The following is a 25,558-nucleotide window of genomic DNA, read 5'->3' as shown; positions in this document are numbered from 1 at the left end:
CACCGTATGCCCTCGTCTAGGGCTCGGGCTAGATGTCCGTAGAAGCCACTGTCCGGGTCCGGGTGCGCCGCCGGGCCAGCACCAGCGCGGCCACCGCGGCGCCCAGCAGCACGGCCGACACCGCGACGACGCCGCCGGTGCCACCCGCCACCGGGCCGCCGCCCACGCTGGCGCCGAGGGCGACCTGCAGCACGGTGCCGGGCACCAGGCCGATCGCGGTGCCGAGCAGGTAGCTGCGCAGCGGGGTGCCGGAGAGCCCGGCGGCGTAGTTGACCAGGGTGAACGGGGTGACCGGCACCAGCCGGCCGAGGGCCACGGCCAGCACGCCGTGGGCGGCGATCGCCGCGTCCGCCCGGGCCAGCCGGGGCCCGGCGAGGCGGGTGACCGCGTCCCGCCCCAGCGCGCGGGCCAGCAGGAAGCCGGCGAGCGCTCCGAGCATGCCGCTGACCAGGGCGATCACCAGACCGCCGCCGAAGCCGGCGAGCACCCCGGCGAGAAGCGACAGGGCGCTGCGCGGCACCGGCGCCAGGGTGACCAGCGCGGCGGCCAGGGTGAGCCCCACCCAGCCGAGCGGTCCGGCGCCGGCGAGCCACCCGCGCAGCTCGGACACCGCGGGGAGGTCGACCGACAGGGCGAGGGCGACACCGGCCAGGACGACCACCACCAGTGCCACCGCCCGGCGTCGGGTGCCCGGCGGCACCCGGCGGCCGGTCGCGGTCCCGGTCGCGACGTCCATCGGTCCAGTCTGCGGCACCGGCGGCGGGATCCGGGGAGGGGGCGGGAGGGACGACGCCGCGCCGCGGACCCGGGGGGACGGGGCGCGGCGCGGCTGGTCGGGCGGGGTGGGTGCGGGGGCTGCCCGGCACCGTGCGGTCACCAGCGGAACTGGCTGACCAGGCCCTGCAGCTCGCCGGACATCCGGGCCATGTCGTCGGCGGCCTGGGCCGTGTGGGTGGCGCCGGCGGTGGTCTCGGCGGCGGCCGCGGCGACCCCGCTGACGTTGCCGGCGATCTGGGCTGCGCTCTGCGCGGCGTCGGCCACGCTGCGGGCCATCTCGTTGGTCGTCGCCGTCTGCTCCTCGACTGCCGAGGCGATCGTGGTCTGCCGGTCGCTGATCTGCGCCACGATGTCCGAGATCGCCTGGATGGCGGTGCCGGCGGCGACGGTGTCGCCCTGGATGGCCGCGATCCGCCGGGTGATGTCCTCGGTGGCCCGGGCTGTCTCCTGCGCCAGCTCCTTGACCTCGTTGGCCACGACGGCGAAGCCCTTGCCGGCGTCCCCGGCCCGGGCGGCCTCGATGGTGGCGTTGAGGGCCAGCAGGTTGGTCTGCTCGGCGATCGAGGTGATCGCCTTGACCACGGTGCCGATCTCCTCCGAGGAGGCGCCGAGCTGGGCCACGGTGGCGGTGGTGCTGGCTGCCGTGGTCACCGCACGGTCGGCCACCTCGCTGGCCTGCGCGGCGTTCTGGGCGATCTCCCTGATGGAGGCACTCATCTCCTCGGTGCCGGCGGCGACCGTGGACACCGCGCTGGCGACCAGCTCGGTGGACGACGACACGGCGCCCACCTGGGCGGAGGACTCGGCGGCGTTGACGGACAGCTTGGTCGAGGTGGCCATCAGGGCGCCCGAGGCGGTGGAGAGGGTGGTCGCGTTGTCGCTGATCTGGCGCATCGCGGAGCCGAGCGACCCGATCGCCCGGTTCAGCGCGCGGGCCATGTCGCCCACCTCGTCCCGGGTGTCGACGTCCAGCGTGCGGTCCAGACGGCCCTCGGCCAGGCCGGTGAGCACCTCGACGCTGCGCACGAGCGGCCGGGTGATGGACCGGGTGAGGACCGTGCCCAGCGCGACGACGAGCAGGACCCCGACGGCGAGCGCGACCCAGACCGTGGTCCGGGTGCCGGTGGCCGCCTCCGTCGACGAGGCCGAGCGCACGACCAGCAGCCCGGACTCCTCGGCTCGCGCATCCGCCAGCAGCGTGCCGATCTGCTCACCGACCGCCTCACCGGCGTTGGTGAGCACGATCGCCTGGGCCGCCGCGAAACCGGCCGTGCGCCGCGTGTCGATGGTGGACTGCATCTCGGTGAACTTGGTGACCACCAGCGGCCGGAGATCGGCGAACCGCTCCTGCTGCTCCGGGTTGTCCGCCGTCAGGGCGGCCGCCGCGTCGATGTGCGCGTCCACGGTGGACGCGGCGTCGGTGTAGGACCCGAGGTAGCTGTCGTCACCGGTGACGAGGAAGCCGCGCTGGCTGCTCTCGGCGTTCTCCAGGTCCTGGGAGATCATGTCCACGGCGTCCATCACCTCGTAGGTGTGGGTGACGGCGGCCGCGTTGCCGTCCAGCGTGGCCACGTTGCCGAGGGTGAGCCAGGACGTGATGGCCAGCGGCAGCAGCGCCGCCGTGAACCCGATGCCGAGCTTCTGTGCGGTGCGCAGGTCGGCCAGTCGGCGGCGCGGACGCCGGTCCGTGACTGCCCGGACGTGTCGGTCGGTGTCCATCGTGGTTCCCCCTGGCTCGCGGTGACAGCACGCCGTCACGGACCCCGTACGTCGAGGCCACAGCTGTCTACGGCAGGGACCCGCTCGTCTGCACCCGACGTGCCGGTTCGGTATCGGAACCGCACAGGAACACTGCCGACCGTCCTCCGGCGGTCACCGAGTCGACGCGGCCACTCTTGTCGACAGTTCTCTACCGTCGTGTTCTCTCGACGCGAGACGCGGCTAGAGAGCCGTAGCCGTCGTGGCAGGCACGCGCGGCGCTAGCGTGCACCCGTGTCCACGATCGTGAAGTTCGCCCTGCGGGTCGCCGTGCTGGCCGTGATCATCTACGCGGTCACCGAGCTGGTCACCGGCATCACCGTCGTCGGCAACCCGGACGGCATCCTCGGCGAGGCCGGCAGCTACCTGTGGGTGGCGTTGCTGTTCGCGGTGGTCAACTCGGTCGTCGGGCCGGTGCTGCGGCTGCTCTCGCTGCCGTTCGTGCTGCTCACCCTGGGCCTGTTCCTGCTGGTGATCAACGCCGCGCTGCTCGGGATCACCGCCGCGCTGTCCGACCGGCTGCAGGTCGACGGTTTCGTGCCCGCGGTGCTCGGCGGGCTGCTCATCGCCCTGTTCAGCTGGATCGCCGAGCTGCTGCTGCCGCTGAAGGTGCGCGCCGACTGAGGAAGGACCCCCTCGCCCCCCAGCACTCGCAGGCTCGCGGCGGGCCCCTGCGAGGGGGCCGTTCCAGGCGGTCACGATGGCGAGCCGGGGTCCCAGCGGCCCTGACCGGCGGGACGCGCCGAGGGGGCGCTCGTGATGACGGGCGCGCGCCCGGGCCACTACCGTGGGCCGACATGGTCAGCCCTGGGTCGCCCTCCGGTTCGACGAGCACCCGGGCGCCCGCCCTGCCCCCGGACCCCGACGACGACGGTCCGGCGCACGACGCCACGGACGGCCTGTCGGCCTCCCTCGTGCCCCCGGACCTGGCCAGCCTGCAGGCGGCCCAGGACGAGAAGCGGCACCTGCTCGACCAGGCCGCCGAGGCGGTCGTCGGGCAGCTCGACGGCGCCGCCCTGCCCGCCGGTGTCGCGGCCGCCGAGGTACCGGCGCTCATGCACCGCTTCTACGGCGGGGAGCCCGCCGCCGAGGTCGTCGACCACGAGCCCGCCGAGCTCGCCCGGCTCGCCCTGGACCACCTGGCCCTGGCCGCCGTCCGGCCGCAGGGCAGCGCCCTGGTCGACGTCTCCCGGGCCGGCAGCCGGCCGGTGGTGCGCGTGGTCACCGACGACATGCCGTTCCTGGTCGACTCGGTCACCGCCGAGATCGTCCGCCAGGGCATCACGCTGGACCACGTCGTCCACCCGGTGGTCGTGGTGCGCCGCGACCTCGCCGGCCGGCTGTTGGCCTTCTGCGACAGCGGCGACCCCGCCACCTGCGGCAGCGACGCGCTGGCCGAGTCGTGGATGGTCGTCGTGCTCGACGCCCCGCTCGACGAGGAGGCGGCCACCGACCTGGTCGCCGGCCTGCGCACCGTGCTCGGCGACGTCCGCGGCGTGCACGAGGACGGCGCCAAGCTGCGCGCCCGGGCCGCCGAGCTCGCCGACCGGCTGGAGGCCCTGCCCCCCGGCGAGGACGCCGACGCGGCCGCGGGCGCGCGCGAGGGTGCGGCGTTGCTGCGCTGGCTCACCGAGGGCAACTTCGTCTTCCTGGGCGCCCGCGACGTCGACGTGACCACCGCCGCCGACGGCGCCACCACCGTCACCGCGGTGCCCGGCTCCGGGCTCGGCGTGCTGCGCAGCGACGACGACGGCCAGCGCGTGGTCCCACCGTCCACGGCCGCCGCCGAGCACGGCCCGCTGCTGGTCACCAAGGGCGACGCCCGGGCCACCGTGCACCGGCCGGCCTGGCTCGACGTCGTCGCGGTGCGGCTGCCCACGCCCGAGGGCGCCGTGCGCCAGCACCGGCTGGTCGGGCTGTTCCCCGCCGCGGGCCTCACCGGCAGCGTGCGGGAGGTGCCGGTGCTCCGGCGCACCGTCGCCGCCGTGCTGGACCGCTCCGGGGTGCCCGCGGACAGCCACTCGGGCAAGGAGCTGCTCGACGTCCTGGAGAGCTACCCCAGCGACGAGCTGCTGCAGGTCGACGCCGACGAGCTGCTGCCGGTGTCGCTGGCCGTGCTGCACCTGCGCGAACGCCGGCAGACCCGGCTGTTCCTGCGCCGCGACCCGTTCGGCCGGTTCTTCTCCGCCCTGGTCTACCTGCCCCGCGACCGGTACACCACCGACGTCCGGCTGGCCATGCAGCAGCTGCTGCTCGAGCGCCTGGGCGGCACCAGCATCGAGTACACGGCCCGGTCCACCGAGTCGGTGCTCACCCGGCTGCACTTCGTCGTCCGGGTGCCGGTCGACCGTCGCGGCGGGACGACGCTGCCCGACGTCGACGTCCCGGCGCTGGAGGCCGCGCTGGCCGCCGCCGCCCGCAGCTGGACCGACGACCTCGCCGACGCCCTCGCCGCCCGGCACGGGGCGGAGGCCGAACGGCGGCTGGCCCGGGTCGCCGACGCCTTCCCGGCCGCCTACCAGGAGGACTTCCCGGCCACCACCGCCGTGGAGGACCTCGCCCGCCTCGACGCGCTCGCGCCGGGTGAGATCGCGCTGAAGCTGCAGGCCCCGGGAACGGCCGAGCCCGGCGAGCGCCGGCTCACCGTCTACCGGGTGGGCGAGCGGCTGCTGCTGTCCGACGTGCTGCCGGTGCTCCAGCACATGGGCGTGGACGTCGTCGACGAGCGGCCCTACGAGATCGACCGGATCGGTGCCCCGCTGGCCTGGGTGTACGACTTCGGGCTCACCGCCACCTCCACCGGCATCGACCCGCCGGCCGCGCACACCCTGGCCACCCGGTTCACCGAGGCCGTCGCCGCCGTCTGGCGCGGCGACGCCGAGGACGACGGGCTGGGCGCGCTGGTGCTCGCCGCCGGCCTGGACTGGCGGCAGGTCGCCGTGGTGCGCGGCTACGTGCAGTGGCTGCGCCAGGGCGGGCTGCCCTTCGGCCAGAGCTACGTCGAGGAGTCCCTCGCCGCCCACCCGCAGGTGGTGGCCGCGCTGCTGGAGCTGTTCCGGGTGCGCTTCGACCCCGACCTGCTCGGTGACCGGGCACGCCGGGAGACCCGGCTGGCCGACGTGCTGCGCGAGCGCATCGCCGCCGTGGACTCCCTGGACCAGGACCGGGTGCTGTCCGCGCTGTTCGCCGCGGTCTGCGCCACCCAGCGCACGTCGGCCTACACCACCGGGGCCTTCGCCGGGGGCGCGCCGCTGGTGCTCAAGCTCGACCCGCACGCCGTCCCGGACCTGCCCGAGCCCCGCCCCGCCCGGGAGATCTGGGTCAGCTCGCCCCGGGTGATGGGCGTGCACCTGCGCTTCGGTGCCGTCGCCCGCGGCGGGCTGCGCTGGAGCGACCGCCGGGAGGACCTGCGCACCGAGGTGCTCGGCCTGGTCAAGGCCCAGACGGTGAAGAACACCGTCATCGTGCCGACCGGCGCCAAGGGCGGCTTCGTGCCGCTGCGGCCCACCCCCGAGGGCGCCACCCGGGACGAGGTGCTGGCCGAGGGCCAGGCCTGCTACCGCATCTTCATCAACGCGCTGCTCTCGCTCACCGACGACCTGCGCGACGGCGAGGTCGTGCCGCCCGAGCGGGTCGTGCGGCACGACGGCGACGACACCTACCTGGTGGTCGCGGCGGACAAGGGCACCGCGACCTTCTCCGACCTGGCCAACTCGGTGGCGCTGGAGCGCGCTTTCTGGCTCGGCGACGCCTTCGCCTCCGGCGGCTCGGTCGGCTACGACCACAAGGCCATGGGCATCACCGCCCGTGGCGCCTGGGAGTCGGTGACCCGGCACTTCCGCGAGCTGGGCGTGGACACCCAGAGCCAGGAGGTCACCGTCGTCGGCGTCGGCGACATGTCCGGGGACGTGTTCGGCAACGGGATGCTGCTGTCCGAGCACCTGCGCCTGGTGGCCGCCTTCGACCACCGGCACGTCTTCGTCGACCCCGACCCGCACGCCGCGACGTCCTTCGCCGAGCGCCGGCGGCTGTTCGAGCTGCCCCGCTCCTCCTGGGCCGACTACGACAGCTCGCTGATCTCCGCCGGCGGCGGCGTGTGGCCGCGCACCGCCAAGTCGGTGCCGATCAGCGAGCCCGCCCGCCGCGCCCTGGGCCTGGACGACGGCGTCGACCACCTGACCCCGGGCGAGCTGGTGCGCGCGGTGCTGCTGGCGCCGGTCGACCTGCTGTTCAACGGCGGCATCGGCACCTACGTGAAGTCCTCGGCGCAGAGCCACCTCGACGTCGGCGACAAGGCCAACGACGCCGTGCGGGTCGACGGCGAGCAGCTGCGGGTGCGGGTCGTCGGCGAGGGCGGCAACCTGGGGCTCACCCAGCGCGGCCGGGTCGAGTACGCGCTGGCCGGCGGCCGGGTGAACACCGACGCCATCGACAACTCCGCCGGCGTGGACACCTCCGACCACGAGGTCAACATCAAGATCGCCCTGGACCGGGTCGTCCGGGCCGGGCAGCTGGACGCCGAGGGCCGGGTCGCCCTGCTGGCCGAGATGAGCGACGACGTCGCCGCCGGGGTGCTGGCGGACAACTACGACCAGAACGCCGCGCTGGCCGCCGAGTGCTCCGCCGCCCGCGGGCTGCTCGACGCCCACCAGCGGTTCATCCGGGCCCTGGAGCTCTCCGGCCGGCTCGACCGCGCGGTGGAGGACCTGCCCGACGACCGGGCGATCGGCGAGCGCCGGCGGGACGGCTCCGCGCTCACCGGCCCGGAGCTGTCGGTGCTGCTGGCCTACGCCAAGCTCGAGGTGGCCGACGCGGTGCTGCACTCCACGCTGCCCGACGACCCGGCGCTGGGGCCGCTGCTCACCTCCTACTTCCCGGCCCCGCTGCGCCGGCGCTTCCCCGACGCGGTCGCCGCCCACCCGCTGCGCCGGGAGATCATCGCCACTTCGATCACCAACCGTGCGGTGAACGTGGCCGGTGTGACCGGCCTGTTCCGGCTCGCCGAGGAGACCGGTGCGCCGCTGGTCACCGTGGTGCGCGCGCACGCGGTGGCCCGCGCCGTGTTCGACATCGACCGCATGTGGGACTCCGCCCGCGCCCTGGACAACCGGGTGCCGGCCGCCGTCCAGGTGCAGCTGCGCACCGAGGCGACCCGGCTGGCCGAGCGGGCCGCCCGCTGGCTGCTGCGGGTGCCGGAGCTGTCCGCGGAGCCCGCGCCGTCGCTGACCGGCGTGACCGGCCGTTTCGCCGGTCCGGTCGCCGAGGTGCGGGCGGGTCTGCCCGACTGGCTGCTCGGCCCGGACGCCACCGCCCACGCCGCCCGCGAGGCCGAGTTCCGGGCCGCCGGGGTGCCCGCCGACCTCGCCGCGGAAGCGGCCACCGCGCCGGTGCTGCCGGTCGCCCTGGACCTGGCGGTGGTCGCCGAGCGGACCGGGGCGCCGCTGGCCCAGGCCGGTCAGGTGATGCACCGGCTCGGCGAGCACCTGCAGCTGGTGCCGCTGCGCGAGCTGGTGATCGGCCTGCCCCGCGACCGCCGGTGGCCCTCGATGGCCCGGGCGTCGCTGCGCGACGACCTCGCCGCGGAGCAGGCCGCGCTCACCGCCGACGTGCTGGCGCTGCGCGACGGGGACGACGACGGGCCGGTCGCGCTGGTGGACGGCTGGGTGCAGCGCTGGGACACCACGCAGCGCCGCGCCGCCGCGCAGCTGGCCGAGCTGTCCAACGGCGACCGGCACGAGCTGGCCGAGCTCGTCGTCGCCGTCCGGACCCTGCGGGGGCTGCGCCGGCGCACCTGAGCCCCCCGGTCCCCGCTCGGTCACCAGGTGGCAGAGTCGGGGCCGATCGGGGGGTCACCGCAGGTGAGAGGGGCCGGTGCGTGGACGACGAGCGCGAGCACGACCCGGACTCGCCCGAGGGCCGGGGAGCATCGGCGGCGGTGCTGCCCGCCGGGCCGCCGGACACCGGCCGCCGCGGGTTGGACCGTCGGCGGGTGCTCGGCGCCGCCGTGGAGTACATCGACCAGCACGGCCTCGGGGCCCTGACGATGCGCCGGCTCGGCGCGCACCTGGGCGTCGAGGCGATGGCGCTGTACCGGTACGTGCCGGGCCGGGAGAACCTGCTCGACGGCGTCGTCGAGACGGTGATCGACGAGCTGTACGGCGACCCGGACGTGCACATGCAGGCCCAGCACGGCTGGCAGGACTTCCTGCAGCGACTGGCCCACGGGGTGCGTCGCATCGCGTTGGCCCACCCCGAGGTGTTCCCGCTGATCGCCACCCGGCCACCGGCGGCGCCGTGGTTGCGCCCGCCGCTGCGCAGCCTGCGCTGGCTGGAGACCTTCCTGGACGCGCTGCTCGCCGCCGGGTTCTCCGACGAGGCGGCGGTGGCCGCCTACCGGGCGTACTCCAGCTTCCTGCTCGGCCACCTGCTGCTCGAGGTGTCGCACCGCGGCGTCAAGATCAGCCCGGAGGACGAGCCGGAGGGCGGGGCGGCGGACGCGACCGCCGACCTCGAGCAGCACCCGACGATCGACCGGCTGGAGCCGCTGCTCTCCCGGGACGAGTCCGCCGCGGAGTTCGAGGAGTCGCTGGAGACCCTGATCGAGCGTCTCGGGCGGGTGCTGGAGGAGTCCTCCGCCCGCTCGGCCCGCCGCTCCACCTCCTGACCCGCCCACCGCGGCGCCGGACGGCCCAGGCGCCGCACCGGGCACCGCACTCGGGACCGCCGGGTGTCGCCGGCGACCCATGCGGGTACCACCACTGCAGCGGTGCCTCCAGCACGGCCGCGCGCCCCGACCCGAGGGGCGCTCTCGGCGCAGCACCGTGTTTACAACGTAAAGCACCTGGGCAGTCAAGAGCCGCGGCGCACGAGACCCCCGGGGCCCTGCAGCCGCCCACAGTCCAGTGCCACCCCAGCACCACACCGAGAACGGGAGAACTCCATGCTCAGCGAGACCCAGCTCGACCAGGTGATCGGCAGCACCGCCTACGACCGCGACGGCGACAAGATCGGCAAGGTCGGCCAGCTCTACCTGGACGACCAGACCGGCCAGCCGTCCTGGATCACCGTGCACACCGGCCTGTTCGGCACCAAGGAGACCTTCGTGCCGGCCGGCGAGGCCACCTTCTCCGGTGGCGACCTGCGGCTCCCGGTCGAGAAGGGCCAGGTCAAGGGCGCCCCGAAGGTCGACGTCGACGGTCACCTCGACCCGCAGGAGGAGGAGGAGCTGTACCGCTACTACGGCTTCTCCGGCAACACCACCACGGACACGAACACGACGACGACGGGCACCGCGGGGCAGGGCCTCACCGGCCAGACCACCGGCCAGGTCACCGGGACCGACACGAACCACCACGGCACCGTCGGCCACGACACCTCCGGCCCCATCACGGACGACGCGATGACGCGGTCGGAGGAGCAGCTGCACGTCGGCACCCAGCGGGTGGAGACCGGCCGCGCCCGGCTGCGCAAGCACATCGTCAGCGAGAACGTGACGCAGACCGTCCCGGTCCGCCGCGAGGAGGTGCGGATCGAGCGCGAGCCGATCACCGAGGCCAACCGCGGCGCGGCCTACGACGGCCCGGCCATCTCCGAGGAGGAGCACGAGGTCACGCTGCACGCCGAGCGCCCCGTGGTCGCCAAGGAGACCGTGCCGGTCGAGCGCGTGCGACTGGACACCGAGACGGTGACGTCGACCGAGACGGTCACCGACACGGTCCGCAAGGAGCAGATCGAGGCCGACACCGACGCGGACGTCCGCACGCGTCGCTGACCCACCCCGCCTCCCGGGCCCGCTGACGGCACAGCGCCAGCAGCGGGCCCGGCAGTCCGGCCAGTTCCAGCAACCCCCACAGGGTCCCCGCCCTCCTCCGCTGCCGCACCGGCAGCGCTGTGCAGGCGCCTCCGGGACCGCCGCCGGACCACCGCAGTGGCGCCCGGACCCACCCGCACCGACCTCCAGGAGCACCCGATGAACCAGCCCGACCACACCACCGGTGCCGCCCAGCGCGCCACCAGCTTCAGCGACAACGTCGCCGGCAATGCCGGTGCGCACCCGACCAAGGGAGCGGCGCGCGACGCCGTCGACGCCCAGCACGCCCGCTTCGGTGGCATCAAGTGGGGAGCCGCCTTCTTCGGCTGGCTGTCGGCCAACGGCCTGGCCGTCATCCTGCTCGCGTTGCTCTCCGCGGCCGGGGTCGCCTTCGGCCTGAGCCAGGGCGTCAGCACCGACGCCGCGGCCGACGCCGCCACCGGGGGTGCCGCGGACACCATCGGCATCGCCGGCGGCATCGCACTGCTGGTCGTGCTGTTCCTGGCCTACCTCGCCGGTGGCTACGTCGCCGGCCGCATGGCCCGCTTCGACGGCATGAAGCAGGGCATCGCGGTCTGGGTGATCGGTCTGCTCGTGACCATCGCCCTGGGCGTCCTGGTCGCCGTGGCCGGCTCGCAGTACGACGTGCTCTCCCAGCTCAACCTGCCCAGCCTGCCCTTCAGCGGCAGCACGATGACCACCGCGGGCATCGTCGCCCTGGTGGCCACGCTGATCGTCACGCTGATCGGCGCGATCCTGGGTGGCAAACTCGGCGAGCGCTACCACCGCAAGGTGGACCGCGCAGGCTTCACCGCCTGACCCCGCACTCCCCCGCGACCCCGGTCACCGTCAGGTGACCGGGGTCCCGTGCTGTCCTGGGGTGGGACTGCGAGCCGGCATCGTGCGGTGTTCTGCAGCTCTCCCAGCGCGCCGCCGCGCACCGTGGCGCGGCCGGCACACCCGCGCGGGCGCCGGTGCGCCCCGCCTCGACCGTGCCGACACTCGTGGACGAAGCGGCCGCCCGTCGGCACATGTGGACGAACCGGCCCTCTCCGCCGACCGGACACCCTTCTGCGGAGGCTTGTGCTCTGCTCGCGTACAGCGAGCAGAGCACAACTGTGCTCCAGGTCCTGGTCGGGGCGGTGGCGCGGGGACAGGTCAGCCCGTCACCGGGCCCTGATCACCGGACCCTGATCACCGGGCCCTGATCACCGGGCGTCAGGAGTGACGCAAGCGTCGGCTGAGCGGGTGGCGGTCCGAGGTCGGGTGCTGACGAGCGGAGAAGAGCCGACCAGTCTCTGTCTCCGTCTCACCCATGCGCTAGAGAAGCCTAGACAGCGGTCGAGAACGCCGGGCGACGCAAGCCGAAGCCGGTGGCCTGCTCGAAGGCGTGCCCCACCTCCAGCACCCGGCGGTCCGCGCGCGGGGCGCCGACGACCTGCAGCCCCACCGGCAGACCGTCCGGCGAGAAGCCCCCGGGCACCGACAGCGCCGGGCAGCCGGTGGCCGAGACCAACGTGCACGAGCGCATCCAGGCGACGTAGTCGGCCAGCTCCACCCCGTCCACCTCGGTGGGGTACTCCGTCTCCACCGGGAACGGCAGCACCTGCGTGGTGGGCGCCAGCAGCACGTCGTAGCGGTCGAAGAACGCGACCACCCGCTCGTACAACCGGGTGTGCGCGACCTCGGCCCGGGCCAGGTCGGCGCCGGTGAGCGCTGCCCCGACCGCGGCGTTCCAGCGGATCGTCTGTTTCACCTGGTCCGGGTGCCGGCGCACCAGGTCACCGAAGCTCGCGTCGAACAGCCAGGCCCGGAGGGTCCCGAACACCTCGTCGGCGCCGGTCAGGTCGGGGCAGTCCTCCTCCACCGTGGCGCCCAGCTCGCCGAACACGCCCAGCGACGCCTCCAACGTGCTGAGCACGGCCGGGTCGACCGGGACCCGGCCGCCCAGCGTGGGCGCCCAGGCGACCCGCAGCCCGGTCAGCTCCGTGGGCAGCGGCGCGGCCAGCCCCGGCTCCGCCGCCAGCGAGATCGGCACCCGCGGGTCCGGCCCGGCCAGCACCGACAGGCCCAGGGCGACGTCGGCGACCGTGCGGCCCATCGGGCCCTGCACCGACAGCTGCGACCAGGCCGTCGCCGTCGGGTGGCTGGGCACCCGACCCGGCGTGGGCCGCAGGCCGACCACGTTGCAGAACGCCGCCGGGTTGCGCAGCGAGCCGCCCATGTCGCTGCCCTCGGCGACCGGGACCAGCCCGGCGGCCAGCGCCGCGGCCGCGCCACCCGACGAGCCGCCGGCGGAGAAGCCGTGCCGGTACGGGTTGTGGGTGGCCCCGAAGAGCGTGTTGAAGGTGTGCGACCCGGCCGCGAACTCCGGCACGTTGGTCTTGCCGACCCGGACCGCACCGGCGGCCCGCAACCGGGCGACCACCAGCTCGTCGCGGGCCGGCACCGTGTCCCGGTGCAGCGGCGAGCCCCAGGTGGTGCGCATGCCCCCGGTCTGGTGGGTGTCCTTGTGGGCCACCGGCAGCCCGTGCAGCGGACCCAGCGGGGCGCCGGAGGCCAGCTGCGCGTCGGCGGCGTCCGCGGCCGCGCGGGCGCCCTCCGAGTCGAGCGTGACGATCGCGTTGACCAGCGGGTCGAGCCGCTCGATCCGGGCCAGGTGCGCCTCCAGCAGCTCGCGGGCGCTCACCTCCCGGGCGCGCACCATCGCCGCCAGCTCGGTGGCCGGGCGGGTGCAGAGGTCCTCGTCGCTCACCCCGCGGACGCTAGTGCAGCACCGCGCGGGCGGCCCGGGTCAGGATGCAGCGTGCCCACCACCGTGCGACCCGCCACCGCCGACGACGTCCCCGCCCTCACCGAGGTGTACGCGCACCACGTGCTGACCGGCACCGCCACCTTCGACGTCGACCCACCCGACGAGGCCGCCCGCCGCGAATGGCTCGCAGGGCACGCCGGCGGCCCGCACCGCGTCGTGGTGGCCGAGGTCGACGGGCGGGTGCAGGGGTTCGCGGCCAGCAGCCGGTTCCGCCCGCGCGCCGCCTACGACACCTCGGTGGAGACCAGCGTCTACCTGCGGGCGGGCGCCGTCGGGCAGGGGCTGGGCTCGGCGCTCTACGCAGGCCTGTTCGACGCGCTGGCCGATCAGGGCCTGCACCGGGCCTACGCCGCCGTGGCGCTGCCCAACCCGGCATCCGAGGCGCTGCACCGGCGGTTCGGGTTCGCGGTCGTCGGCACGCTGGGTGAGGTGGGCTTCAAGTTCGGTCGCTTCCACGACGTCCGCTGGTTCGAGAAGCCGCTCGCCCCCTGAGGGACGGCGTGACGCAGGTCGCCACATGCGCGGCGAGCAATGTGGACGTGACCGGGGTAGCCAGGAGGGGACGGCGTGTGCGTCCTGTGGACCGCGCCGGCCCCGCACCCGATCCGAGGAGCCCAGCACCGTGCCCACCACCGTGAACGCCCGCTCCACCGCCGGCCCCCGCGTGCCCTTCCAGCGCACCACGATCGAGCGCCGCGACCTGCGCCCGGAGGACGTGCGGATCGACATCGCCTACGCCGGCATCTGCCACTCCGACATCCACACCGCGCGCGGTGAGTGGGGTGCCACGAACTACCCGCTGGTGCCCGGCCACGAGATCGCCGGCACCGTCGCCGAGGTCGGCAGCGCGGTGACGAAGTACGCCGTCGGCGACCGGGTCGGCGTCGGCTGCTTCGTGGACTCCTGCCGCGAGTGCGAGAACTGCCTGGCCGGTGAGGAGCAGTACTGCCTCCAGGGCGAGACCGGCACCTACGGCGGCGTGCAGGACGGCAAGCCCACCGACGGCGGCTACTCCCAGCAGATCGTCGTCGCCCAGGACTACGTGCTCGGCATCCCCGAGGGCATCGGCCTGGACGTCGCCGCCCCGCTGCTGTGCGCCGGCATCACCCTGTACAGCCCGCTGAAGCACTGGGGCGCCGGCCCCGGCACCAAGGTCGCCGTCGTGGGCCTCGGCGGCCTCGGCCACATGGGCGTCAAGATCGCGCACGCGCTCGGCGCCGAGGTGACCGTGCTGTCGCAGAGCCTCAAGAAGCAGGAGGACGGCCTGCGCCTGGGCGCCGACCACTTCTTCGCCACCAGCGACCCGGAGACCTTCCAGCAGCTGCGCGGGCGCTTCGACCTGATCGTCAACACCGTGTCGGCGACCCTCGACCTGGACGCCTACCTCGGCATGCTCCGGGTCAACGGCACCCTCGTCGAGGTCGGCGCCCCCGAGCAGCCGATGACCGAGGCCGCCTTCTCGCTGATCCAGAACCGGCGCAGCCTGGCCGGCTCGAAGATCGGTGGCATCCGGGAGACCCAGGAGATGCTGGACTTCTGCGCCGAGCACGGCCTGGGCGCCGAGATCGAGGTCATCTCCGCCGACCAGATCGACGAGGCCTACGAGCGGATCGTGGCCTCCGACGTGCGCTACCGCTTCGTCATCGACGCCAGCACCGTCTGACCCGGTCCCTGCCGCTGCTCCTGCGGTGTCCCTGCCGCTCCTGCGGTGGTGCAGCACCGCAGGAGCACGCGCGACACCGCGCGAGCCCTCGTGCGCCACGGTTCGAGCACCGGTGCTCCGGCCCCGCCAGCGCCGGGGCGCATGCTGCCGGGGCACCGCGCGCACGGACGTCGTGGCCGGATCAGCGCACGACGGCGTCGGCAGGCACCACCAGGGTGAGCTCCTCGGGCGCGTGGTGTTCCACGTGCAACCCGGCCCGGCGCAGCAGCGCCCGCAGCCGCACGACGGAGTCCGGCTCGGCGGTGGTGAGCGCGAGCAGTCGGGCGATCCGGCCCTTGTGCGCCTTGTTGAAGTGGCTGACCACCGAGCGGGTGCCGTCCGGGCGCTCGCTGAGCACCTGCACGGTCACCGCGCCCGGCACCGGCGCCAGGTCCGCGTAGCCGCCGGAGCGCAGGTCCACCACCAGCTCGCCCGCGCCGGCCAGCACCGGGGTCAGCACTGGCTTCCACAGTGCCCGCAGCGTGGGCAGCCCGGGCAGCTGGGAGCCGGCGGACAGCCGGTAGGCCGGTACCCGGTCACCCCCGCGCAGCAGGCCGAACAGCGCCGAGCCCACCGCCAGCCGGGCGTCGGCCCGCCGGCGCTGGCCCCGGGTGAACGACCGGACGTCGAGGGCGTCGTAGAGCACGCCGGTGTAACGGTCCAGCGCCGGCAGCGTGGGCGCGCTGCGGACGGCGGCGTTGCGGGCGATCTCGTCGTCCTGGGTGCGGCCGAGACCCAGCGCCGCCCGGGACGCCGGCACGTCGGCGGCCAGGGCCTCCACCGCGGCCACGAGCCGCTCGCGCACCGGGTTCAGCTCCGGGGAGCTGAGACCGGGCAGGTCGAGCGGGGCGCCGTCGCCGCCGGGGTGTTTGGTCTCCGACGGGGGCAGCAGCACGAGCACGACGAGCCAGCCTAGGGGGCGCTCGCCTCGCGGGCGTCCACGGGCAGGGCGCGATGGGCCCGCCAGGCGGCGAGCGCGTCGGCCCGGGCGCCGTCCGGGTGCTGCAGGTGCCAGGCGCGGACGAACCGGTTCAGCTCGAACTGCTCGCCGATCTCGCCGCGGGGCCGGGCCCGGGTGGTGTGCCAGTGCTCGAGCGCGTCGCCGAGCGTGCGCCCGGCGCCGCCGGCGACGAACTCCCGCATCGGCCCGTCGAAGCGGAACGCGGGCCCGACCTGGGCGGTGAACCACGCCCGCAGCTGCTGCGTGCACCGCTGGCCGGCCGGCAGCACGGTCGCCTCGGTGAGCGGCTCGGGCAGCCGGGCCGCGCCGACCCCCCGCCGGGGCGCCGGGGCGACCGGCCGGCCGTCGAGCGCGGCGGCCAGCCGGTCGGTCAGCTCCTGCTTGCCCCCGCCGCCCGGGACGCCGAGGGTGCGGGCGAGGGGGGCGAGCTCCGCACGCAGCCAGTACCAACGGCGCAACTCCGCCCCGGACAGCGCGGGCGTCAGCGGCGGTCGGGACTCGGGCACGCCCGGATCATCGCACCGCCGGGCGCCGCGGCGGCTCAGTCGCGCGAGCGGTCCACCAGGACGACGTCGTAGGACGCCGCCTCCGGCGAGGCGACGCCGAAGCGGGCGTTGACCGCGAACAGCCGGCCGGCGGCCTGGGTGACCGTCGTCGGGACGTCGAAGTCCGGGTCGGTGAGCGTGTCGACCACCTGGCCCGAGGGTGCGCCGGGCGCCAGGTGCAGTCGGATCCGGACGATCTCGTTGAGCCGGTTGCGCACCGCGTACAGCGTCGAGCCCTGCAGCAGCAGGCCGTCGCCGTTGCTCAGCGAGGCACCGCCCAGGTCGACGGTGGTGGCGACGCCCGTCTCCGGGTCGACGGCGAACAGCAGCCCGGTGTTGCTCTGCACGACCAGCAGCACCTGCCCGCCCCGGGCGTCCTCGATGCCGTTGGCGTTGATCACCCCCGGGGTGAAGGCGATGTCGCCGGTCAGCGGCAGCTTCTGTGCCTGATCCGGCAGCACCCCGCCCGGGGTCGGCACCACGATCAGCTGGGCGACGTTCGAGTCGGTGACGTAGACGGCGTCGGGGGTGACGGTGAGGTCGTTGAGGAAGCCGGTGCCGCCCGGCGTCCAGCTGCCCAGCAGCGTGCCGCTGGCGGCGTCGTAGACCGTGATCTCGCCGCTGTTCCCGCCGGCGACCCAGAGCCGGCCGGTGGCCGGGTCGTACTCGGTGCCGATGGCGGCCTCGCCGGTGGCACCGGGCACCAGCACCGCGCCCTCACCGGTGCGCAGGTCGCCGCGGTAGATCGCGCCGGTGGTGCGGGAGCCGACGTAGAAGGTGGTGCCGGGGCCGGAGGTGATGCCCTCGGGCTGGAAGCCGGCGGGCAGCGGCACGGTCTCGGGCAGCCGGGTGCCGGCCGACGCGGGGGTGGCGAGCAGCACCGACGTCAGGGCGACCGACGCGACGGTGGCGAGCAGGGCGGTGGCGGGACGACGCACGGGAGTACCTCCGGGGCTGGGGGCGGACAGGTCGATCGTGCGTCATCCGATCGTGGGCCGCCCGTCAGCGTCCGTGCCGGGGTCAGGTCCAGTACAGCAGCTGGGCCTCGGGCAGCCGCTCGGCGATCGCGCCGGCGAACCAGCTGCGCAGCTCGCCCATCACCGGCTTCGGGTACACGTGCTTGACCGCGCCGAACTTGCCGCGCTTCTGCACGCGCAGGTCCTCGTCCATCTCCAGCCGGGTGCGCGGGTACCAGTCGGTCAGCGTCGCCTTGCTGTTCGGGGTGAACCGGTGGGTGATGCACTCGACGGTGAGGTCGGCGCCGTCGGGCAGCACCGCGCCGACGGCGTCCAGCAGCTCGCCGTAGCCGGCCCGCCAGTCCTCGACCGGCATGATCGGGGCGATCGTCAGGCCCACCGGGTAGCCGGCCCGGGCCACCGTGCCCAGGGCGGCCAGCCGGGCGGGCACCGACGCGGTGGCGCCCTCGAAGCGGCGGGCGACCAGTGCGGCGTTGACCGAGAAGCGCAGCCGGGTGCGGCCGTGGTGCGGCAGGTCGAGCAGGCCGGCGACGTCGTCGAACTTGGTGGTGGCCCGCAGCTGCACCGGGCCCGACCAGTCGTGCGTGCCGACGTGGGTGATCGCCCGGGCCAGCCCGCCGGTGACGTGCTCGATGGCCAGCGGGTCGGTGTAGCAGGACGCCTCGAACGTGGTGCCCTCCCCGCCGCGCTCCACGGTGCCGCTGGTGACGCCGCCGCGGCCGACGTAGCCGTCCAGCGAGGCCAGGACGTCGTCCAGGTCGGCGAACACGCGGGTGATCGGCGGGCCGGTCAGCGACCCGGCGAGGTAGCAGTACTGGCAGTGCGCCGGGCAGCCCTCGGCCAGGTCGAAGCGCCAGTCCGCCGACGGCGGGATCGGCTGCAGCCGCCGCTTCGACGGCGCGCCCACCACGACGGCGAGGGTCTGCTTGGCGGCCATGAACGCGGCCCGGTCGCCGTCCCCGCGCAGGTTGGGCAGCCGGTCGCCGGACAGCAGCTCGACGTCGCGCACCCCGGCGGACTCGAGGCGTTCCAGGATGCGGCGGCCGTGCGGCAGCGCGGCGGCCGAGCGGGTGACGAGCACGCGGGACGGCGTCCAGAGGCGGGGGCGGGCGGGGGCGGTGGGCGCTGCGGAGGTCATCACCGAGGACAACACGCCGCCCGGAGCGGGCCCTCCCGCACACCGTGCGTGCCGGGTCACACGACGGAAACGTGCGTCACCGATGCTCCACGCAACGGTTCCCGGTGCGGAGGTGGCTCGACCATGACGATGACGTTTGACCCGGAGCAGGTCGAGCCGGCCGGCGCGGCCGAGGAGAGGTCGAAGCTCCAGCAGCACTTCGGCCGGGTGGACATCTTCTTCTTCCTCGTCTGCACCCTGGTCGGGATCGACGGGCTGGGCACCCTGGCCACGGTCGGCGGCGAGGGCTTCAGCTGGCTGCTGATCTGCCTGCTGCTGTTCGCGGTGCCGTCGTCGATGCTGCTGGCCGAGCTGGGTGCTGCGTACCCCGCCGAGGGCGGGCCGTACGTGTGGGTGCGGATGGCCTTCGGCCACCTCGCCGGGGCGGTGAACAACTTCTTCTACTGGGTCACCAACCCGGTGTGGATGGGCGGCACGCTGGTCGGCACCGCGCTGGGCGGGCTGGTGGTCTTCTACAACGGCGGCGAGGACTTCTCCACGCCGTTCACCTACGTGTTCGCCGGGGTGTTCATCTGGGCCGGGACGCTGTTCGCGATCCTGTCCTTCCGGGTCGGCAAGTGGGTGGCCACCATCGGGGCGCTGGCCCGGTTCCTGCTGCTCGGCGTGTTCAGCGTGCTGGTGGTCGCCTACGGGGCCGAGAACGGCTTCGACGGGCCCAGCCTCGCCGAGTACGGACCGAGCTTCAGCGGGTTCGTGGCGCTGGTGCCCCTGGTGCTGTTCAGCCTGGTCGGCTTCGAGCTGCCCAGCGCGGCCGGCGAGGAGATGACGGACGCCGCGAAGGACGTCCCGGCCGGCATCCGGAAGTCCGTCGTCGCCACCGGGCTGCTGTACGGCATCCCGCTGCTCGGCATCCTGCTGGTGCTGCCCACGGATCAGGCCAGCGGGCTGTCCGGGTTCCCCGAGGCGATCCGGCAGTCGCTCACCGTCTTCGGCGGCGAGGTGACCACCGCCCCCGACGGCACGGTGACCGCCACCCTCAGCGGCTTCGGCACCGGCGTCGGGTACCTGCTCGGCGCCCTGGTCGCGCTGGTCGCCTTCACGTCCGGGCTCACCTGGATCATGGGCTCGGACCGCACGCTGGCCGTCTCCTGCTACGACGGCGCCGGCCCGCGCTACCTGGGGGCGTTCTCCGCCCGCTTCGGCACCCCGCTGCGGGTCAACGTGCTCTCCGGCGTGCTGGCCAGCGTGGTGTTCGTGGCCGCCACCGAGATCACCGACGGTGACCTGGGCAAGTTCTTCGGCGTCGTGCTGGCGCTGGCCATCTCCACCACGCTGATCTCCTACCTGGGCATCTTCCCGGCGGCCTGGAAGCTGCGCCGCGCCGACCCCGACCGGCCGCGCCCCTACCGCGCGCCCGCCCTGGGGCTGCTCACCGTGGTCTCCTCGGCCTGGATCGCCTTCGCCACCGTGCAGCTGCTCTTCCCCGGCCTGGGCGACGAGTGGTTCGGCGAGGACTACCGGCTCGACGGCTGGGCGCAGGACGAGAAGTGGCTCTACCTGCTCACCGAGCTGGTGCCGCTGGCCGTCTTCGTCGGCATCGCCACCGCGTTCTGGACCGCCGGACGGCGGCACGTCGCCCGGTCGCGCCCGGTCGAGCCGGCCGAGCGGTCGACGACCTGAGCGAGGCTCACTCCCCCAGCTCGACGACCACCGGCGCGTGGTCGCTGGCGCCCTTGCCCTTGCGCTCCTGCCGGTCGATCAGCGCACCGCTGACCCGGCGGGTGAGCGCAGGGGAGCCGAGCACGAAGTCGATCCGCATGCCCTCCCGCCGCGGGAAGCGCAGCTGGGTGTAGTCCCAGTACGTGTAGACGCCGGGGCCGGGCGCGTGCGGGCGCACCACGTCGGTGTAGCCGGCCTCCACCACCGCCCGGAAGGCGGCCCGCTCGGGCGGGGACACGTGGGTGGAGTGGCTGAACACCGACATGTCCCACACGTCGTCGTCCTGCGGGGCGATGTTCCAGTCCCCCACCAGCGCGACCTGGGCCTCGGCGTCCTGCGCGAGCCACTCCCCCGCGGTCACCCGCAGGGCCTCCAGCCAGGCCAGCTTGTAGTCCAGGTGCGGGTCGCCGAGCTGGCGCCCGTTGGGCACGTACAGGCTCCACACCCGCACCCCGCCGCAGGTCGCGCCGATGGCGCGGGCCTCCACGGCGGGCTCCACGCCCTCCTTGGCCGACCAGGTCGGCTGGCCGGGGAACCCCACCTGGACGTCGTCCAGGCCCACCCGGGAGAGCAGCGCGACGCCGTTCCACTGGTTCAGCCCCACGTGCGCCACCTGGTACCCGAGCGCGGTGAACCGTTCCTCCGGGAACTGGTCGTCCTTGCACTTGGTCTCCTGCAGCGCCAGGACGTCGACGTCCTGGCGCTCCAGCCAGGCGGCGACCCGGTCGACCCGGCTGCGGATGCTGTTGACGTTCCAGGTGGCGAGGCGCACGGGAACCCACCCTAGGCGGGCCAGCCTTGATCAGCTGAGCTGATCAACGCTGGCCGCAGGCACCAACGTTGGTGAGCTCGGCGGGACTGTGATCAGCTGAGCTGATCAACGCTGGGCTCAGGCCTGGGCGAGGGGGCGGATTCTCTCGTCGGAGCGGGCCTGCATGCGGGCGCGCATCCGCTCCCGGCTCTCCACGAACTTGGTGGCCTGGGCGTCCAGGCCGTCCATGAACGCCGCGAGCTCGTCGCGGGCGGCCTCGCCCTCGGGGCCGAGGTCGGTGCGCTCGAAGACGTTCCACGCCCGCAGGACGGGCGAGACGACGTCGTCGTGGTGCAGTCGCAGGTCGTAGATCCCGGCCTTGGCGATGATCACCGAGTTCTTCCGGAAGCCGGCCATGGTGGCGCCGGGCATCTCGAAGCCGACGACCTCCTTGGTCACGGCCTTCATGGTGTCGTCCGGCGCGATGTCGAAGGCCGCCGCGACCAGGTTCCGGTAGAAGACCATGTGCAGGTTCTCGTCCTTGGCGATCCGGGCGAGCAGCTTGTCCGCGATCGGGTCGCCGGTGGCCTTGCCGGTGTTCCGGTGGCTCACCCGGGTGGCCAGCTCCTGGAAGGACACGTAGGCGACGGCCTCCAGTGCGGTCTTGTCCCCGGAGTCGTAACCCGAGGTCATGTAGTCCATCCGGGCACGCTCGAGCTCCACGGGGTCGACGCCGCGGGTGACGACGAGGTAGTCGCGCAGCGCGATGCCGTGCCGGTTCTCCTCGGCGGTCCAGCGGCCGACCCAGGTGCCCCAGGCGCCGTCGGTGCCGAAGTTGGTGGCGATCTCCCGGTGGTAGCTGGGCAGGTTGTCCTCGGTCAGCAGGTTCGTGATGAGCGCGGCCTTCGCCGTCTCGTCCAGCCGGGACTGCTCCGGCGCCCAGTCCTCACCGCCGAGGAAGGCGAAGTCGCGCCCCTGCGACCACGGGACGTAGTCGTGCGGGTGCCACTCCTGGGCCATGGAGATGTGCCGGTCCAGGTTCTTCTCGACGACCGGCTCGAGCTCCCGGAGCAGGTCTGTCTGCGAGGGATCGGACACGGTACCTCCTGGTGAGCGGGACCTTCCTGCAGGCCACGGTACGGCGCAGCAGGTGGTTGGGTGCCAACGAGGTCAGTACCCGCGGCCGGTCACCCCATGCCTGCGGTGACCGCCGGATCACCGCCTGCTGCCGCCGCGTCGGTACGCGCCCGCCCGGCGCGTGGCGTGCACCTCGATCGGGGTCCGTGGTCCTCGGCGAGTCGGCCTCGGCGCGCCGACGGTGCGACCATGGTCGGGATGACCAGGACCAGGACGGCGTCGTGGGCGTGACCCGCGACGAGCAGACGCCGGCACCCGACCGGCCGCCGGCCGGTGCCGGCCCCGCCGAGGGCAGCACCGGCGTCGGCGGCCGGCACGTGGCACCGTCGTTCGGCCGGGCCGTCGGCCTGACCGTGCTCGGTGCCGTCGTCCCGGGGGTCGCGTTCCTGGCCGCCGGGCGACGCCGGCTCGGGCTGGTCACCCTCACGGTCTTCCTGCTGGTCGTCGCCGGCGCCGTCTGGCTGGCCACGGCCGGGCGCCGCACCGCGGTGCGCGCCTCGGTCGACCCCACGCAGCTGACCTGGCTGGTGGCCGCGATCGTCGCCGCCGCGACGCTGTGGGTCATCGTCGTGCTCGCCGGCTACCGGATGCTGCTGCCGCGCCGCGCGCGCGGCTGGCAGCACGCGGTCGGCACCTTGGTGGTGCTGCTGCTCGTGGGCGCCGTGGTGGCGCCGTCGGTGGCCGGGGTGCGCCTGGCCAACACCCAGCGCGGGCTGATCGACTCCGTGTTCGCCGACGACCGGCAGAGCGCGACCATCGTGCCGCCGCCGGACGCGGCCGACCCCTTCGGGGACAAGGAGCGGGTCAACGTCCTGCTGCTGGGCGGGGACGGCGGCGCCGGGCGCGAGGGCGTGCGCACCGACACGGTGATCGTGGCCAGCATCGAGACCGCGACCGGCCGGACGACGCTGTTCAGCCTGCCGCGCAACCTGGAGAACCTGCCCTTCCCGGCGAGCAGCCCGCTCGCCGCGCTGTACCCCCGGGGGTTCGTCGGCGCCTCGGAGAGCGAGGGCCTGCTGAACGCCGTCTACCGCAACGGCCCGGCGACGTACCCCGACGCCCTGGGGCCCAGCAGCGACCCCGGCGCCGACTGGCTCAAGCTCGGGGTCGGCGAGGCGCTGGGGCTGCCGATCGACTACTTCGTGCTGGTCAACCTGGACGGCTTCAGCCAGCTGGTGGACGCCCTGGGCGGCATCACGGTGAACGTCAACTACTACGTACCGGTCGGCGGTGAACCGACGCGCGGCATCCTGCCCGACTCCTACATCGCCCCCGGCCCGGACCAGACGATGAGCGGCCCGCGGGCGCTCGACTTCGCCCGCGGGCGCTTCGGGCTCTCGGACTACCAGCGGATGGACCGCCAGCGCTGCGTGCTGGACGCCATCGTCGCCGCCGCGGACCCGGTGACGCTGCTCAGCCAGTACCAGCGGCTGGCCGCCACCACGGCCCAGATCGTCAGCACCGACATCCCGCAGGCGGTGCTCTCGGACTTCGTCGACCTGGCCTTCCTGGTCAAGGACGCCGGCATCCGCAGCGTCGTGTTCGATGACACGGTGATCGACCCGGCCTACCCGGACTACCCGCGGATCCGCTCGCTGGTGCAGCAGGCCCTCGGCGCCGACACGGCTGCTCCCACCGGCCCGGGCGGCACGACCGCACCCACCACCGCACCGACGACGACGGCGCCGACACCGGCAGCCGTGCCGACGACCCCGGCGCCCGCGCCGACCGGTGCCGTGGGCGACGACGTGTCGAACGTGTGCGCCTACGACCCGGTCGCCGCCCAGGCGGCCATCGCCGCGGGCCAGCCGCCGACCAGGGGCGGCTGACCCGGCCTGCCGCCGGTGCGCCGGACAGCTCGGTCCCCCCCCGGTCGGGTGGGGCGGTGCGGTCAGCGGTCAAGGCCCCCACCGGAGCCGCCGATCACGTCCCTGTGACCGGGACCCTGCTGCTCGCCTGCTGCATCACCCTGTCCTGGCTGCTGCTCGACGCGGCCGGACGCCGGCCGCGCCGCCGGGTGCGCACCCCGGAGCGGACCGCTGCCGTGGTGCCGGACAGGACGCGTGGACCCGTCGGCACCGGGACCGACCCGCTGGACGCCCCGCTCGAGGACCGGTGCCCCGACGTCGTCCCTGCGCTGCACGCCTTCGCCCACTCCGGTGCCCCGATGCGGCTGCGCTCCCGCCGGGTCCGCGGCCGCCGCCGCGGGTGCGTCCGGCCGCGCGGCCTGCGTCCCGCCGGCCCCCGGCCCCGCACGGCCCGCGTGCACTGACCGCCCTCGACCCGCACACCACCGCTCGACCCTGACCACCGCCCGGCCCTGACCGTCGGTCCTGGACTCCGTCGCGCACGGCGGCGAGGGACGGCCGTTGGTCAGCCCTCCGGCTGGTCCGCCGCCGGCTCGGCCCGGTGGGCGCACCACCCGGCCCACGCCGAGGCGACCATGTCCACGAGGTCCCGCTCGGCCCGCCATCCCAGCGCACTCTCCGCGCGCCGCACGTCGGCGACCACCCGGGCCGGGTCGCCGGGGCGCCGCGCGGTCACCACCGGCGGCAGCGTCGGCACCCCCGCCCCGGCGAGCACGGTGCCGATCACCGCACAGACCTCGGCGACGGTGGTCTCCTCCCCCCGCCCGAGGTTCAGCGTGAGCGCCCGCTGCCCGCCGTCGGCCAGCGCGGAGGCGGCGGCCACGTGCGCCGAGGCGATGTCGGCGACGTGCACGAAGTCCCGCACGCACGTCCCGTCCGCGGTGTCGTAGTCGCCGCCGAAGACCGCCGGCGGCTCGCCCGCGTCGACCCGGGCGAACACCTGGGTCACCAGGTTCGCGACGGCGGTGTCGGCGAGCACCGGGTCGGCGGCCCCGACCACGTTGAAGTAGCGGAGGTTGGCGTAGGCCATCCCGGTGGCCCGGGCGACGTCGCGCACCATCCACTCACCGACCAGCTTCGTCTCGCCGTAGGGGTTCACCGGCCGGCAGGGCAGGTCCTCGGTCACCCGGGCGACGTCGGGCTCGCCGTAGACGGCGGCGCTGGAGGAGAACACGAACGACCCGACGTCGGCGTCGGCGGCCGCGGCGAGCAGCCGGCGCAGGCCGCCGACGTTCTGCTCGTAGTAGTGCATCGGCCGGGCCACGGACTCGGCGACCTGCTTCTTGCCCGCCAGGTGCACGATCCCGCGGACCCCGTGCCGGGCGAGGACCTCCCGGACCGCCGACTCGTCGAGCAGTGACGCGCGCACGACGGTGGCGTCGTCCAGGCGCCGCTCCAGCCCGGTCGACAGGTCGTCGAGCACCACCACGTCCAGCCCGCGCGCCGTCATGGACCGCACCACGTGCGACCCGATGTACCCGGCTCCCCCGGTCACCAGCCACGTCATGGCGGGCAGGGTAGGCGGTACCCCGCACGGGGTAACCGAGACCGTGCGGTGGGGCCGACTGCCCCGGGAGCCCGCGTGTGCTGGCATCGTGTG

20 protein-coding genes are annotated in these 25,558 nt (G+C 74.6%); 10 read left to right on the top strand and 10 right to left on the bottom strand.

All coding sequences use genetic code 11. The annotated features are described in order from the left end of the window. Positions 1-28: 28 nt before the first annotated feature. Complete coding sequence (locus G1H19_RS21695; RefSeq protein WP_152732123.1) at positions 29-736, bottom strand: TVP38/TMEM64 family protein; 708 nt, start codon at positions 734-736, stop codon at positions 29-31. A gap of 137 nt (positions 737-873) precedes the next feature. Then, positions 874-2,496: a methyl-accepting chemotaxis protein gene (locus G1H19_RS21690; protein WP_152732122.1), complete on the bottom strand. Its 1,623-nt coding sequence runs from the start codon at positions 2,494-2,496 to the stop codon at positions 874-876. A 273-nt stretch (positions 2,497-2,769) separates the two neighbouring features. Between G1H19_RS21690 and G1H19_RS21685 the strand changes: the two genes are divergently transcribed. The 5 genes from G1H19_RS21685 to G1H19_RS21665 all read left to right on the top strand — a co-directional run bounded on the left by G1H19_RS21685 (position 2,770) and on the right by G1H19_RS21665 (position 11,164). Beyond that, a complete protein-coding gene (locus tag G1H19_RS21685; RefSeq protein ID WP_235928438.1) occupies positions 2,770-3,159 on the top strand; it encodes a phage holin family protein in 390 nt (129 codons plus the stop codon). 173 nt (positions 3,160-3,332) lie between these two features. Further along, the gene (locus tag G1H19_RS21680) at positions 3,333-8,330 is read left to right on the top strand and encodes an NAD-glutamate dehydrogenase (protein WP_152732121.1); all 4,998 of its coding nucleotides are present in this window, start codon (positions 3,333-3,335) and stop codon (positions 8,328-8,330) included. A gap of 80 nt (positions 8,331-8,410) precedes the next feature. Next, positions 8,411-9,199, top strand: coding sequence for a TetR/AcrR family transcriptional regulator C-terminal domain-containing protein (locus tag G1H19_RS21675; RefSeq protein ID WP_162393644.1), 789 nt, complete (start codon positions 8,411-8,413; stop codon positions 9,197-9,199). Between the two features lie 276 nt (positions 9,200-9,475). Then, complete coding sequence (locus G1H19_RS21670) at positions 9,476-10,306, top strand: DUF2382 domain-containing protein (RefSeq protein ID WP_152732120.1); 831 nt, start codon at positions 9,476-9,478, stop codon at positions 10,304-10,306. Between the two features lie 198 nt (positions 10,307-10,504). Beyond that, positions 10,505-11,164: a hypothetical protein gene (locus G1H19_RS21665; protein WP_152732119.1), complete on the top strand. Its 660-nt coding sequence runs from the start codon at positions 10,505-10,507 to the stop codon at positions 11,162-11,164. Between the two features lie 511 nt (positions 11,165-11,675). On the opposite strand, the gene G1H19_RS21660 is transcribed toward G1H19_RS21665, so the two are convergent. Further along, a complete protein-coding gene (locus tag G1H19_RS21660; protein ID WP_162393643.1) occupies positions 11,676-13,100 on the bottom strand; it encodes an amidase in 1,425 nt (474 codons plus the stop codon). A 51-nt stretch (positions 13,101-13,151) separates the two neighbouring features. On the opposite strand from G1H19_RS21660, the gene G1H19_RS21655 reads away from it, so the two are divergent. Both G1H19_RS21655 and G1H19_RS21650 read left to right on the top strand, forming a co-directional pair. Then, a complete protein-coding gene (locus G1H19_RS21655; RefSeq protein WP_162393642.1) occupies positions 13,152-13,652 on the top strand; it encodes a GNAT family N-acetyltransferase in 501 nt (166 codons plus the stop codon). 130 nt (positions 13,653-13,782) lie between these two features. Continuing rightward, complete coding sequence (locus G1H19_RS21650; protein ID WP_322099377.1) at positions 13,783-14,823, top strand: NAD(P)-dependent alcohol dehydrogenase; 1,041 nt, start codon at positions 13,783-13,785, stop codon at positions 14,821-14,823. A 181-nt stretch (positions 14,824-15,004) separates the two neighbouring features. Here the strand turns inward: G1H19_RS21650 and yaaA are convergent, their stop codons facing one another. The 4 genes from yaaA to G1H19_RS21630 form a co-directional block, all read right to left on the bottom strand. Continuing rightward, the gene (gene yaaA / locus G1H19_RS21645; protein ID WP_162393641.1) at positions 15,005-15,763 is read right to left on the bottom strand and encodes a peroxide stress protein YaaA; all 759 of its coding nucleotides are present in this window, start codon (positions 15,761-15,763) and stop codon (positions 15,005-15,007) included. A gap of 11 nt (positions 15,764-15,774) precedes the next feature. Further along, on the bottom strand, positions 15,775-16,329 hold the full coding sequence (locus G1H19_RS21640; protein ID WP_162393640.1) for a DUF6434 domain-containing protein: 555 nt from the start codon (positions 16,327-16,329) through the stop codon (positions 15,775-15,777). A 35-nt stretch (positions 16,330-16,364) separates the two neighbouring features. Continuing rightward, positions 16,365-17,306: an NHL repeat-containing protein gene (locus tag G1H19_RS21635; RefSeq protein ID WP_193616559.1), complete on the bottom strand. Its 942-nt coding sequence runs from the start codon at positions 17,304-17,306 to the stop codon at positions 16,365-16,367. A gap of 82 nt (positions 17,307-17,388) precedes the next feature. Then, on the bottom strand, positions 17,389-18,483 hold the full coding sequence (locus tag G1H19_RS21630) for an SPL family radical SAM protein (protein WP_152732117.1): 1,095 nt from the start codon (positions 18,481-18,483) through the stop codon (positions 17,389-17,391). Between the two features lie 123 nt (positions 18,484-18,606). Here G1H19_RS21630 and G1H19_RS21625 point away from each other — a divergent pair, with 123 nt between their 5' ends. Further along, positions 18,607-20,163: an APC family permease gene (locus tag G1H19_RS21625; RefSeq protein ID WP_152732116.1), complete on the top strand. Its 1,557-nt coding sequence runs from the start codon at positions 18,607-18,609 to the stop codon at positions 20,161-20,163. A gap of 7 nt (positions 20,164-20,170) precedes the next feature. On the opposite strand, the gene G1H19_RS21620 is transcribed toward G1H19_RS21625, so the two are convergent. After that, positions 20,171-20,974: an exodeoxyribonuclease III gene (locus G1H19_RS21620; protein WP_162393639.1), complete on the bottom strand. Its 804-nt coding sequence runs from the start codon at positions 20,972-20,974 to the stop codon at positions 20,171-20,173. Between the two features lie 117 nt (positions 20,975-21,091). Beyond that, entirely contained in the window at positions 21,092-22,051 is a 960-nt protein-coding gene (locus tag G1H19_RS21615) for an acyl-ACP desaturase (protein WP_162393638.1), read from the bottom strand. Between the two features lie 260 nt (positions 22,052-22,311). Between G1H19_RS21615 and G1H19_RS21610 the strand changes: the two genes are divergently transcribed. Continuing rightward, the gene (locus G1H19_RS21610; RefSeq protein ID WP_235928436.1) at positions 22,312-23,919 is read left to right on the top strand and encodes an LCP family protein; all 1,608 of its coding nucleotides are present in this window, start codon (positions 22,312-22,314) and stop codon (positions 23,917-23,919) included. 104 nt (positions 23,920-24,023) lie between these two features. After that, entirely contained in the window at positions 24,024-24,362 is a 339-nt protein-coding gene (locus tag G1H19_RS21605) for a hypothetical protein (RefSeq protein WP_152732114.1), read from the top strand. Between the two features lie 101 nt (positions 24,363-24,463). Here the strand turns inward: G1H19_RS21605 and galE are convergent, their stop codons facing one another. After that, complete coding sequence (gene galE / locus G1H19_RS21600; protein WP_152732113.1) at positions 24,464-25,465, bottom strand: UDP-glucose 4-epimerase GalE; 1,002 nt, start codon at positions 25,463-25,465, stop codon at positions 24,464-24,466. Positions 25,466-25,558 lie beyond the last annotated feature (93 nt).

Source organism: Goekera deserti, assembly GCF_010685995.1.
GTDB classification, from domain to species: Bacteria; Actinomycetota; Actinomycetes; order Mycobacteriales; family Geodermatophilaceae; genus Goekera; species Goekera deserti.
The sequence above is the reverse complement of the archived record's forward strand: the minus strand, read 5'-3'. Positions and strand labels throughout refer to the sequence as shown.

Excerpts from the sequence above, each read along its gene's own strand:
- galE (WP_152732113.1), bottom strand. The coding sequence starts at position 25,465 with ATGACGTGGCTGGTGACCGGGGGAGCCGGGTACATCGGGTCGCACGTG.
- G1H19_RS21695 (WP_152732123.1), bottom strand. The coding sequence starts at position 736 with ATGGACGTCGCGACCGGGACCGCGACCGGCCGCCGGGTGCCGCCGGGC.
- G1H19_RS21680 (WP_152732121.1), top strand. The coding sequence starts at position 3,333 with ATGGTCAGCCCTGGGTCGCCCTCCGGTTCGACGAGCACCCGGGCGCCC.
- G1H19_RS21690 (WP_152732122.1), bottom strand. The coding sequence starts at position 2,496 with ATGGACACCGACCGACACGTCCGGGCAGTCACGGACCGGCGTCCGCGC.
- G1H19_RS21625 (WP_152732116.1), top strand. The coding sequence starts at position 18,607 with ATGACGATGACGTTTGACCCGGAGCAGGTCGAGCCGGCCGGCGCGGCC.
- G1H19_RS21665 (WP_152732119.1), top strand. The coding sequence starts at position 10,505 with ATGAACCAGCCCGACCACACCACCGGTGCCGCCCAGCGCGCCACCAGC.
- G1H19_RS21630 (WP_152732117.1), bottom strand. The coding sequence starts at position 18,483 with ATGACCTCCGCAGCGCCCACCGCCCCCGCCCGCCCCCGCCTCTGGACG.
- G1H19_RS21670 (WP_152732120.1), top strand. The coding sequence starts at position 9,476 with ATGCTCAGCGAGACCCAGCTCGACCAGGTGATCGGCAGCACCGCCTAC.